The sequence below is a fragment of the Caballeronia choica genome (genome assembly GCF_001544535.1).
Classification (GTDB): domain Bacteria; phylum Pseudomonadota; class Gammaproteobacteria; order Burkholderiales; family Burkholderiaceae; genus Caballeronia; species Caballeronia choica.
The window spans coordinates 138894-150560 of record NZ_FCON02000004.1 but is presented as its reverse complement, the minus strand read 5'-3'; the positions used below and the strand labels follow the sequence as shown (position 1 = coordinate 150560).

Below are 11667 nucleotides of genomic sequence, written 5' to 3'. Positions count from 1 at the left end.
ACCGCAAACCGCAAACCGCAAACCGCAAACCGCAAACCGCAAACCGCAAACCGCAAACCGCAAACCGCAAACCGCGAACCGTGGCTGCGGTTACTGTGGCGTCAAAACCTGCCCCGACTGCCCCGGCTGGGCTTCCAGCGCTGGCGGCATCGGCTGCACCGTCGGATTCACCTGCGCCCTCGCTGGCGCGGCGGGCGTGACGGGTGGCAAGGCGCTCCCTTCGTTCGTCGTCGCTGCCGCGCCGGCTTGCGGCGACGCGCCGCCGCGCACGAACTGCTTGAAATCCGCGCCCGCTTTCCACGGATTCGGCTCGCAGCCGAGCATGTTGTCGCAATGCGCGGCGAAGCCGATTGTCGCGGTGCCTTCGTTGCTCGGCGTCTTGGTGATCTGGTAGGCAAGCGACCGCTTTCCGCCCGACGGTCCGGCCGTCTGGATGATCGAATCGGTGACGGTTTGCAGCTTGTAGTCGGAGTGATTCGTCACCCAGACTTGCGCGCGGCCCCACCACGCGTCGCATTCGGCCTTGCTCATGCAGGTGAGCGGCGCGGTGGCCTGTTCCATCGTTTCGGCGCCGACTTGCCCTTGCGTCGAACAACCGGCGAACAGCGCGATCGACGCTGCGGCCGCCAGCGTCGATGCGCAGAACATTGTCCTTGTCATTTTCTTCTCCTCTCCAACAGTGAGCGTTCAGGTCGATAGGACACTATTTTTCGACCCGTGCGCGGCCCGCGTGTTTCGAGAGGTAGCGCTCTGTTGCAAAAGGAGTAAGCCTTGCCGCTTTCCCGACGCCGCGGCGAGGGAAAAAAGACGTCAGACGCTGATCCGGTTCAGCGTGTAGGCGCGATAAGCGGCGACAAAGGCATCGAACGAGCCGGCTTCATCGCGTTCGATGTCCGCCTGCTGCGCGAGCGATTTCGCGGCAAGCTCGTCCATCTCGCGCGTTTCATGCTCGTCAAGCGGACGATTGCGGAAGAAATCCGCATGCTGGCGGCTGAGGTCGAGTGCGAAATCGCCAAAACTCTGCTGTTTGTCCCGCATCGTCTGAAGCACCCGCGCCGACGGCGTCAGCGATACGTCCGCGAGTCGCGCCCGCTGGGTCGCGAGCGCCTGCAAGTGCTCATCGGTGCCGGCGAGCGCGTCGAGCGCCCTCGCGACCGGCTCGATCCGGTCGAGCAATTCGACGCCCCAGGCCTGCATCGGCACGTCGCGTCCTTCGCGCGACAACGTGAGCCCCGGCTTGCGTCCTTCCTTCGCAACGCGGCTGAAGTTGTCGTTTGCCTCGGCGCTCGCGTCGACCGGCAGCAACGGGCTGTCGTCGAGCGCGCAGTACAGCAGGTAAGCGTCGAGGAAGCGCGACGTTTCGAGCGAAATGCCGGTCGGTTCGAACGGATCGATATCGAGGCAGCGCACTTCGATGTACTGCACGCCGCGCGAGGCCAGCGCATGCAGCGGCCGCTCGCCCGGCTGGATGACGCGCTTCGGGCGGATCGTCGAGTAGAACTCGTTTTCGATCTGCAGCACGTTCGTGTTGATCTGGATCCACTCGCCGTCGCGCTGCGTGCCGATCGCTTCGTACGGCGGGTACGGCTGGCTCACGGCCTTCGCGAGGACGTCGAGATAGGCGTCGAGGTTGTCGTAGCTCGGCAAGAGCGCCGACTGCGCCGGATTATTCGTGTAGCCGAGATCGCTCATGCGCAGGCTGGTGGCGTGCGGCAGATAGAGCGTATGGGCGTCGAAGGTTTCGAGCGTGTGGCGCTTGCCGCGCACGAAGCCCGCGTCGAGCGCCGGCGACGCGCCGAACAGGTACATCAGCAGCCAGCACGTGCGGCGGAAGTTGCGGATGAGCGCGAAGTACCGCTCCGACTGGAAATCGACGGCCGACAGCGTATTGCCCTGGTCGAGCGTCTGCCAGGCGCGCCAGACGTCCTCGTGCAGCGAATAGTTGTAGTGAATGCCGGCGATGCATTGCATCGTGCGACCGTAGCGTAGCGCGAGACCACGCCGATAGACGTGCTTCAGCATGCCGATGTTCGACGTGCCGTACCAGCCGATCGGGATTTCGTCGTCGGGCGGCAGTTCGCAGGGCATCGAATCGTTCCACAGCAGTTCGTCGCCGAGTTTCGCGTAGACGAAGCGATGCAGGGTGTCGAGATGCGCGAGCGTGTCCGCCGCGTCGGTCCTGGCGTCCGTGATCAGCTCGACGAGCGCCTCCGAGTAATCGGTCGTGATGAGCGGGTGCGTCAGCGCCGAGCCGAAGGCGCTCGGATGCGGCGTCATGGCGAGCTTGCCCTCGGGCGTGACGCGCAGGCTTTCCCGCTCGATGCCGCGCAGACCCTGACGCAGTGCGTCCGCGTGAGGGCCGGCCAGGAGCGCCGAGAGGCGGTGCAGGAAGGCGTCGTTGTCGAGGTTTGCGGATTTCTTGGTTGGCATCTAGGCAGCACGTGCGATCGAGCGCAACGAATGTGCGCGCGATTCGATATTTTGAGTAGCGGGCACTTTAACATCTCGGTGTCGAGCGTGCTTGAAGCCAATACCAGCAAGGTTTTGCGGGGTTTTCGGGGCGCTGCCGCGGGGCATTTTTCCGGCGGGATTGGCGGGTTTGATGCGGGGCGCGGCGCGAGGTCGTCGCAAGTTGCCGCTATCCGCCCCGGGCCGTGCCGGCCTGGTCTGCGATCTCGTTCCACAAATGCAGTGCCGCGTAGGCCCGATACGGGCGCCACGCCTCGGCCCGTGCGCGCAAGACAGCCGCCTTGGCCATCGATGGATCGCGCGCCGCGAGCGACTGCATCAGGATCAGATCGGTGCCGGGCCACGCGTCGGGATCGCGCAGCGCGCGCATCGCGACATATTCGACCGTCCACGGGCCGATGCCGGGCATCGCGAGCAGGGCGGCGCGCAATGCGTCCCGGTCGGCGCGCGAGTCGTCGAGCGGCAGCGCGCCCGATGCCACCTCGCGCGCGAAGCCCTGCAACGCCGCGACCCGCTTGCCCGGCATGCCGATCTTCTCCATGTCGGCGGCGGCGAGCGCGGCGGGCGAGGGGAAGCGCCAGGCGGTATCGGCATGTGGATGATCGGTGAGCTGCGTGCCCGCGCGCTCGACGATGCGCCCGATGATCGTCGAAGCCGCCTTCACGCTGACCTGCTGGCCGACGATCGCGCGCACGACCAGCTCGAAGCCGGACCACGCGCCGGGCACGCGCAGGCCGGGCGCGGCGTCGACGAGCGGGGCGAACCACGGATCGCGCGCGAGATGCTGGCCGATGGCGGGCGCATCGGCCAGCAGGTCGAACATGCGGGCGAGGTGCTTGCCGATCGCTTTGCCGTGGCGCGCGACGTCGCCTTCGAGTGTCACGACGAGGCAAGCTTTTTTCGGATGGCGCGTGACGCTCAGCGTGCCTGCGACGAGCGCGCCGTCGTCGTCCGGCCATTCGATCGCCCGACGATACGCGCCCGCTTCGACGGTTTCGACGCCGCGCGTCGCGCGTCCCGCGAAGAAGCGCAGGACGCGCGGCCAGTCGTAGGGCTCGACGAACGGCAGGTTGAGTGTGACGAGGCGGTTTTTGTCTACGGCGCTCACGCGAACTCGTCCACGTCCGCGGTGCCACGGGGCCCCGCTGCATCGTGCGCGCGCTCCGCTTTCAACAACGCGGCCTTGCGCGGCGTCCCCCAGCGATACCCCGACAGCCCGCCGCCCTTATGCACGACCCGATGACACGGAATCGCGAGCGCCACCGGATTCGACGCGCACGCGTTCGCCACGGCCCGCACGGCGCGCGGCGCGCCGAGCGCGTCGGCGATGTCGGAATAGCTGCGCGTCTCGCCGTACGGGATACGTCGCAGCGCATCCCACACGCGCTGCTGGAACGCGGTCGCGCCGATGTCGAGCGGCAGGTCGAACCGCTCGCGCGTGCCTTCCAGATACGCGCGGATCTGCGCGATGAACGGCTGCACGCGCCCGCGATCCTCGATGCGCTCCGCCTGCGACAACTCCGCCGCCAGTTCGCCCTCGAGCGCTCGCGGATCGTCGCCGAACGCGATCTTGCAGATGCCCTTGTCGGTCGCGGCGACGAGCACCGAGCCGAGCGGTGTGTCGGCGGTGGCGAAGTGCACGGTAAGCCCGGCGCCCTTCCTCCGATACACCGACGGCGTCATGCCCAGTTCCGCCGATGCCGCTTCGTACATGCGCGACGGCGAGCCGAAGCCAGCGTCATGCGTGGCGCGCGTCACGTTCTGGCCGCGTTGCAGGCCGTCGCGCAACGCTTCGGCACGGCGCGCGGCCTGATATTGCCGCGGCGACACGCCGACCACGCGCGTGAACAACCGCTGCAAGTGAAACGGGCTGACGTGGACGGCGTCGCTCAACTGGGCGAGCGTCAGGCGTTGCTGCGGATCGGCGTCGAGCGCCTTGCACGCGCGCTCGACGATCGCGAGTTCGCGCGGGAGGCTCGTCGGCTGGCAACGCTTGCACGGCCGATAGCCGGCGGTTTCGGCCGCGTTTGTCGTCGGGAAGAACTCGACGTTTTCCCGGCGCGGCGCCCGCGACGCGCACGACGGCCGGCAGAACACGCCCGTGGTGCGCACAGCGAAGAAGAAAGCGCCGTCTGCGTGCGGGTCGCGCTCGACGACGGCTTGCCAGCGGCTTTCATCGGAAGAAAACGTGTTTTCGGACGGGATTTCGAATGCGATGTTCATGGCAACCTCGATTGGCTCTGGGTACGTGACCACTGTAGAGCGCTGCCTTCGAGCGTACGCGCCGCTTCTTGCGCTGTCATTTCCCGGATTTCGGGCCGCGCGGCCACGAAATCGCCCTGAAGCGAAAATTTGGCGCCATAGGGGTTTGCACTAAAATTTCTATTGCGTCGCACCAACCTGCTGTGTATTATTGGAACTGTCTCCTCCATGTCTCCTCCTGATATGGATTCAGCCCGCTCCGCAACGAGCGGGCTTTTTTTTGCCCGCTCGCTTTGCCGTGAGCCGTTCCCCGGACGGCAGTACACTCGTTTGCGCCATCCCTGAAACGAGGAGCGACGATGCACTTCACCATCCGCGAAATCGATCACGTCGTGATTCGCTGCGCCGATCTCGACAACATGGTGCGCTTTTACGGCGCCGCGCTCGGATGTCCGGTCGAAAAGGAGCAGCGCGATCTCGGTCTCGTGCAGTTGCGGGCCGGCCGCTCGCTGATCGACCTGTTGGCTGTCGGCGCAAAAATCGACCGGCCGGATAGCGGCGCGCCCGGTGCGGGCCGCAACATGGATCATCTCTGCCTGCGCGTCGAACCTTTCGATCCGGCCGAGCTGTGCCGGCATCTCACGGAAAGCGGCGCACGCATCGGCGAGGAAGCCAATCGATACGGCGCCGAGGGCTACGGTCCTTCGCTTTACCTGTTCGATCCGGAAGGGAATCTGATCGAGCTGAAGGGACCGCCCGACGCCTGAGTGTTATTTCCCGGGCGGCTTCAGCACCGTCCAGTGGAGGGCCACCGGGTCGACCGTTGCGCTGCCGAGCGACGCCTCGCCGTCCTGCATCGTCAGTTGCAACCGCATCGTGCGTTCGGCCAGTGCGCCGAGCGCCTCGCCTACACCGTCCTTCAGCGACCAGACGGTCACGTTCTGCATCCGTTCGACCTTGCCCTTCACGCCTTGCCACCAGATATCGGCGGTCCGGCCCGCATAGGCGATCACGATCACGCGTCCCGCGCGGCCGCTCGCCTTCGCGATGCGCCGCTCGTCGGGTTGGCCGACCTCGATCCACGTCTCGATTTGCCCGGTAAGGTCTTTTTGCCAGAGATCGGGCTCGTCCGTGTCGGACAAGCCCTTGCCGAACTCGAGCCGCTCGTCCGCGAACAGCCCGAACGCGGCGACGCGCACCATCATCCGCTCATCGGTTTCCGACGGATGGCGCGCGATGGTCAGCGAGTGATCGCCGTAGTAGTGCCGATCCATGTCGGCAATCTGGAGTTCCGCTTTGTAAATCGTCGATTTGAGGGCCATGCAACACCAAAAGGCCGGCTGTTCGAGCCGGCTTGAGTAAGAGGTTTCAGGCGGTCGAGGGTTCGAAAGACGTGCCGTACACCTCGACGGCCGCCTCGCGCAACGCGTTGAGCACGACGGTCGCCGCCGGCGACAGCAATTGCGTTTGCCGCGTGATGATACCGAAAGCGTCCATCCGGCAAGGCAATTCGATCGAAAGGCGCTTGAGCACGCCGAATTCCTCGTATTGCCGCGCCACTTCCTCGGGCACGACCGCGAGCATGTCGCTTTGCAGGAGCAGGCTCGAAATTGCCAGGAAATTGTTGGTATTGACGACATTTTGCGGCGGATTGAGCCCGATCTGCGAGAAAGTCAGGTCGAACCGATGCCGCAACACGCTGCCCGGCGGATGCAGGACCCAGCTTGCATTCACGATGCCACCCAGCGTCAGCCCGGTCGCGTTTTCCATCGGATGACCGGGTCGCGCGACGACACAAAGCGGCTCGTCGGCGAGCGGCTCGTAGCGCACGGTGTCCTTGAACTGACCCTGCCGTTCGAGCACGCGTCCGACCATGATGTCGAGTTCGCCTTGCGCGATGCGCGGCAGCATCACGTCCGAAGTCTCCACTTGCAGCCAGATCTGCAACTGCGGATAGCGCGCCTTCACGCGCGAGATCGCCAGCGGCACCATCGTCGCGGCGGCGGTGGCGATCGTGCCGATCTGCACCTGACCGGCAAGCCCCGAGCGCAGCGCCGAGATTTCATCGTGCGCCTGGCTCAGATTCGACAGCACCATCCGCGCGTGGCGGATCATCACTTCGCCGTAGAGCGTCGCGTGCATGCCGTGCGGCGTGCGGTCGAACAGGCGCACGTCCAGCACATCCTCCAGTTCCTTCAGCAGCCGCGATGCCGCCGGCTGCGTCATGCCGAGCACGTCGGCGGCGCGGCGCACGTTGCCTTCTTCCTCCATCGCCGCGAGCAGCAACAACTGGCGCGTCTTCAGGCGTGCTCGCACGAACCAGTTCGAGTAACTTTGCGGCATCGCGTGCGGGTCCGGTGTTTTCGGGATACTCGATGATGCCATACCGGTTTTGATATTGCGATCGGCCGAAAACTGATTGGAAAGTCATCGCGGGACTGGTTACGCTCTGCTCGACCAGTGCCGCCTAGCCAAGCGTGTAGTCCGAAAGCGTGAGTCGGCCGGACAAGAACATTTGGAGGAGCAACGATGGCTGATTCGAACAAGAAGCCGCTGCGCAGTCAGGCGTGGTTCGGCTTGCAGGACAGGGACGGCTTCCTGCACCGCTCGTGGATGAAGAACCAGGGCATTCCGCACGACAATTTCGATGGCCGTCCGGTCATCGGGATCTGCAATACGTGGTCGGAACTGACGCCCTGCAACGCGCATTTCCGCGAGCTTGCCGAGTATGTGAAAAAGGGCGTGCGCGAGGCCGGCGGGCTGCCGCTCGAGTTTCCGGTGATGTCGCTCGGCGAAACGAACCTGCGTCCGACCGCGATGCTGTTCCGCAACCTCGCGTCGATGGACGTCGAGGAATCGATACGCGGCAATCCGATGGACGGCGTGATCCTGCTGGTCGGCTGCGACAAGACCACGCCCGCGCTGCTGATGGGCGCGGCGTCGTGCAATTTGCCGGCGCTCGCCGTATCGGGCGGGCCGATGTTGAACGGCAAATTCCGCGGCAAGAATATCGGCTCGGGCACGGGCGTGTGGCAGATGTCGGAGGAAGTGCGCGCGGGAACCATGACGCAGGAGGAGTTCACCGAAGCCGAATCGTGCATGAACCGCTCGCGCGGGCACTGCATGACGATGGGCACGGCGTCGACGATGGCGTCGATGGTCGAATCGCTCGGCATGGGGCTGCCGCACAACGCGGCGATTCCGGCCGTCGATGCGCGGCGCCAGGTGCTCGCGCACATGGCGGGGCGGCGGATCGTCGACATGGTTCGCGAAGACCTCACGATGGACAAGATCCTCACGCGCGAAGCCTTTGAGAACGCGATTCGCACGAATGCGGCGATCGGCGGGTCGACCAACGCGGTGATTCACCTGATCGCGTTGGCGAAGCGGATTGGCGTCGAGCTGAATCTGGCGGACTGGGAGCTGGGTTCGGATGTGCCGTGTCTGGTGAACCTGCAGCCGTCGGGCGAATTCCTGATGGAGGATTTCTACTATGCGGGCGGGCTGCCCGCCGTGCTGAGGCAACTCGGCGAGCAGGGCTTGCTGCACAAGGACGCGCTGACCGTCAACGGAAAGTCGATCTGGGACAACGTCAACAACGCGCCGAACTACGACGAAAAGGTCATCACGACGTTCGAAGCCCCGTTCAAGCCGAAGGCGGGCATCGCGGTGCTGAAGGGCAATCTCGCGCCGAACGGCGCCGTGATCAAGCCCTCGGCCGCGACGGCGAAACTGCTCAAGCATCGCGGGCGGGCGGTCGTGTTCGAAACCATCGAGGAACTGCACGAGAAAATCGACGACGAGTCACTCGACATCGACGAGAACTGCGTGATGGTGCTCAAGGGCGCGGGGCCGAAGGGTTATCCGGGCTTTGCGGAAGTCGGCAACATGCCGCTGCCGAAGAAGGTGCTGCAAAAGGGCATCACCGACATGGTCCGCATTTCCGATGGCCGCATGAGCGGCACGGCTTACGGCGCGGTGGTGCTGCACGTGTCGCCGGAAGCGGCGGCGGGCGGGCCGCTCGCGTTCGTGCAGACGGGCGACATGATCGAACTCGATGTCGAGGCGCGGCGGCTGCATCTGGAAGTGTCGGACGACGAACTCGAACGGCGGCGGCGTGCGTGGCAAAAGCCCGCCAGCCCGGCGCGCGGTTACTACAAGCTCTACGTCGATCACGTCCTGCAAGCGGACCAGGGCGCCGACCTCGATTTTCTGGTCGGTTCCAGCGGCGCACCGGTGCCGCGCGATTCGCATTAATCGCGATTCAGATTGATTGGACGAAGGTGTTGGCCGATGCGATTATGAATCGCATCGGCTTTTTTATTGCCGAATCAAACGCGCTTATTGCTCGACTTATTGCTCGATGAAGCGATCGGCAGTCCACATGCCCTGCGTGTCACTATTCGCCGCATTGACGAATTCGACATCGTGACCCACTACGCGCAATACGCGGAAATGCGAATCGACAGGCGTCGAGACACATTCGTAGCCTTCGAAGAATTGCTGCATCTTCTGTTGCTCGCCCGCCTGCGCGTGCTGGTCGGCGGAATCAAATTTGTCTTTTGAGAGGCAGCCGTACGAATTGGGCCTGAATTTGAAAGTCTGCTGGGGCTGGATCACGCTATCCGCGTGGACCGCCGACATCGCGGCGAACAAACCGACCATCACGACTAAAGCACTGGCGCGTTTTTTCATGTATTGCCTCCAAGCGGAAATGTCTCGGGAATTAGCTATATATTTAATTGGCTTAATCCGCAGCGTTTATCCTAGACGAGAATTTGCAAGTTACAAGCACATCTTGTGTGCGCTCGCAACACGACAGATTGTCGCAGGCGTGTTTTTAAAAAACTTACGAATAATCGTGAGAGCCATCAGAAGCGCTTGCGGGTCGACGACGGTTTTATGAACACTGTGCAGTTGAATTGATGCGCCGCAACCAAGCGGTCGTAAACAGGCTGCACGGAGGCTGAAATAACACGCTTTATTGGCGAAAATCGTGCTGTCACCCAAGTCGGCGGCGCGGAATAAAACGTGCCAATCGACGTTGGGACGTCGCATGAAGCGGCCATCAAATACCCGCATTCAACCCTCGGAAGGGCTTGTCAACACCGCGCCTTCGTGGATAAATCGGCGAATAAGATCAACGGAGGCATTTGATGACCCTCGCTCAATGGCTGCCTTTCGCAATCGCTTCGGCGATTCTGGTGGCGATTCCCGGACCGACCGTTTTGCTGGTCGTTTCCTACGCGCTCGGACACGGACGCAAATACGCATTCGCGACCACCGCCGGCGTCGCGCTCGGCGACCTGACCGCCATGACCGCGTCGATGCTCGGCCTCGGCGTATTGCTCGCGGCATCGGCGGAATTATTCATGGTGCTGAAGTGGATCGGCGCCGCGTATCTGGTTTATCTGGGCCTGAAACTTTGGCGCGCGCCCATCGTGAATGCCGACGAAATGAAGGCGCCCGAAGAAGTGCGCACCGGCCGCATCATGGCGCACGCCTACGCGGTGACGACGCTCAATCCGAAGAGCATGATTTTCTTCGTCGCGTTCGTGCCGCAGTTTATCGATCCGCATGTGGCCACGGTGTCGCAGATCGCGATTTTCGAGGCGACGTTTGTGGGCATCGCGGCGGTCAACTCATTCGCTTATGCGCTGCTGGCGTCCGGCGCGCGACGGGCGATTCGCCAGGTTTCGGTGCAACGCGCGGTCAACCGCACGGGCGGCGCGTTGCTGATGGGCGCGGGGATTTTCGCGGCGGCATGGAAGAAGGCGACATGAACGAACTCGACGATTGGACGGCGGCGGCGCGCCGGGTGTATTTCGCGCTGCTCGATGACTGGAACCGGCAGGACGCACGTGCAATGGCCGCGCGATTTGCCGAGCGCGGCAGCATGGTGGGTTTCGATGGAAGCACCATCGATTCGCGCACTGCCATCGACGCGCATCTCGCGTCGATTTTCACGCAGCACGCGACGCCGCTCTTCGTCGCGAAGGTGCGCGAAGTGCGGCGAATGGCAAGCGGACAGGTGCTTCTGCTGCGCGGCGCGGCGGGCATGTGGCCGCGCGGCGCGGATGACCTGAATCCCGAGCTGAACGCGATTCAGACGATGGTGCTCTCGCTATGCGATGGCGTGTACCGGATCGAGATGTTCCAGAACACGCCGGCCGCGTTTCATGGCCGGCCGGAAGAGGGCGGGAAACTGAGCACGGAGTTGCGCGGGCTTGGGCGGCCGGGAGGCCGTGTGTAGTCTCGTGACCGCAGTTGCGGTGTTGGCCGTCCGCTCGTGAAGCATGCGGCCAGTCCGGTCCGGCGCGCCAGCGGCGGGCCGGCCGCGCCGTTGTGCCGTCGAGTTCTTCGAACGCTGATAAGCGTCGGCGAAATCTGGGCGCGCCGGAGGTCGCGGCATCGTGCGCGGCGGTCGTCGCACTGCTGTGCGCGCGAATTCGTTTCCAGCCAAATGCCGGTTGACCGCCCGTGACCAAGACTTGTCAGAGGTGCGCGTCGATGAACCCACGCGGTCTTACATCCATGCGGACCTGAAAGACTTCAGCGCCCCCATCTTACGCAACGCCCCCGTCGGGCTGCCGATCCCGACCGTCCCGGCACGACACAATCCGCAATTCCCCGCGCGACCAATCCCTGTCGCCGCCCCGCCCTTCAAATCCGCCATCCGGCTTACTCCCCGGCCCTCCCGGACGGCCGTCTGAAACTATTTTGTAACGCCTTCCTCAAGTTCCCAGCCCACCCGCCGATGACCAATTGAGGGTACCCAACTCCCAAATCGGCCATCAAAGACGGCGGCGATTCCTAGCGATGCGGGCGAGACAAAACAATAGATTCACGTAAGGGGTAAAGCATGACGTCAATCGTATCGTCAATGTCAACGGCGCAAATCGCCGCATTGTCGACATCACAGATCCGGCAGCTGTCAACGTCGGACATCCAGTCGTTGAGCACCACGCAGATTTCCGCCATGCGGTCCGACCAGAT

Annotated in this window: 11 protein-coding genes and 1 pseudogene; 5 read left to right on the top strand and 7 right to left on the bottom strand. The window is 63.9% G+C overall.

All coding sequences use genetic code 11. From position 1 onward, the window contains the following. Positions 1-90 precede the first annotated feature (90 nt). The 4 genes from AWB68_RS03320 to ada form a co-directional block, all read right to left on the bottom strand. Positions 91-660: a hypothetical protein gene (locus AWB68_RS03320; RefSeq protein WP_200828617.1), complete on the bottom strand. Its 570-nt coding sequence runs from the start codon at positions 658-660 to the stop codon at positions 91-93. A gap of 150 nt (positions 661-810) precedes the next feature. Continuing rightward, positions 811-2430 (bottom strand): glutamate--cysteine ligase, encoded by a 1620-nt coding sequence (gene gshA / locus AWB68_RS03315; RefSeq protein WP_087642929.1) that lies wholly within the window; start codon positions 2428-2430, stop codon positions 811-813. Positions 2431-2638: 208 nt separating this feature from the next. Beyond that, positions 2639-3577, bottom strand: coding sequence for a DNA-3-methyladenine glycosylase family protein (locus AWB68_RS03310; RefSeq protein ID WP_087642928.1), 939 nt, complete (start codon positions 3575-3577; stop codon positions 2639-2641). Beyond that, positions 3574-4692, bottom strand: coding sequence for a bifunctional DNA-binding transcriptional regulator/O6-methylguanine-DNA methyltransferase Ada (gene ada, locus AWB68_RS03305; RefSeq protein WP_087642927.1), 1119 nt, complete (start codon positions 4690-4692; stop codon positions 3574-3576). Before ada ends, AWB68_RS03310 begins: the two co-directional genes overlap by 4 nt. A gap of 338 nt (positions 4693-5030) precedes the next feature. Between ada and AWB68_RS03300 the strand changes: the two genes are divergently transcribed. Beyond that, positions 5031-5438, top strand: coding sequence for a VOC family protein (locus AWB68_RS03300; protein ID WP_087642926.1), 408 nt, complete (start codon positions 5031-5033; stop codon positions 5436-5438). Between the two features lie 3 nt (positions 5439-5441). Here AWB68_RS03300 and AWB68_RS03295 read toward each other — a convergent pair whose 3' ends face one another. After that, positions 5442-5993, bottom strand: a complete 552-nt coding sequence (locus tag AWB68_RS03295) for a YaeQ family protein (protein WP_087642925.1) — start codon at positions 5991-5993, stop codon at positions 5442-5444. A 46-nt stretch (positions 5994-6039) separates the two neighbouring features. Continuing rightward, positions 6040-7014, bottom strand: a complete 975-nt coding sequence (locus AWB68_RS03290) for a LysR family transcriptional regulator (RefSeq protein WP_087642924.1) — start codon at positions 7012-7014, stop codon at positions 6040-6042. Positions 7015-7200: 186 nt separating this feature from the next. Between AWB68_RS03290 and AWB68_RS03285 the strand changes: the two genes are divergently transcribed. Then, positions 7201-8928: an IlvD/Edd family dehydratase gene (locus AWB68_RS03285; RefSeq protein ID WP_087642923.1), complete on the top strand. Its 1728-nt coding sequence runs from the start codon at positions 7201-7203 to the stop codon at positions 8926-8928. Between the two features lie 96 nt (positions 8929-9024). On the opposite strand, the gene sap1 is transcribed toward AWB68_RS03285, so the two are convergent. After that, complete coding sequence (sap1, locus tag AWB68_RS03280; RefSeq protein ID WP_087642922.1) at positions 9025-9366, bottom strand: surface attachment protein Sap1; 342 nt, start codon at positions 9364-9366, stop codon at positions 9025-9027. Between the two features lie 461 nt (positions 9367-9827). On the opposite strand from sap1, the gene AWB68_RS03275 reads away from it, so the two are divergent. The 3 genes and pseudogenes from AWB68_RS03275 to AWB68_RS51305 all read left to right on the top strand — a co-directional run. After that, a complete protein-coding gene (locus AWB68_RS03275; protein ID WP_087642921.1) occupies positions 9828-10454 on the top strand; it encodes a LysE family translocator in 627 nt (208 codons plus the stop codon). After that, positions 10451-10924 carry an SgcJ/EcaC family oxidoreductase gene (locus AWB68_RS03270; RefSeq protein ID WP_087642920.1) on the top strand — a complete coding sequence of 158 codons (474 nt, stop codon included), beginning with the start codon at positions 10451-10453 and terminating at the stop codon, positions 10922-10924. The genes AWB68_RS03275 and AWB68_RS03270 overlap by 4 nt, the downstream gene beginning before the upstream one ends. 609 nt (positions 10925-11533) lie before the next feature. Then, positions 11534-11641 (top strand): annotated as a pseudogene (locus AWB68_RS51305) (hypothetical protein); the annotation flags it as partial. Positions 11642-11667 lie beyond the last annotated feature (26 nt).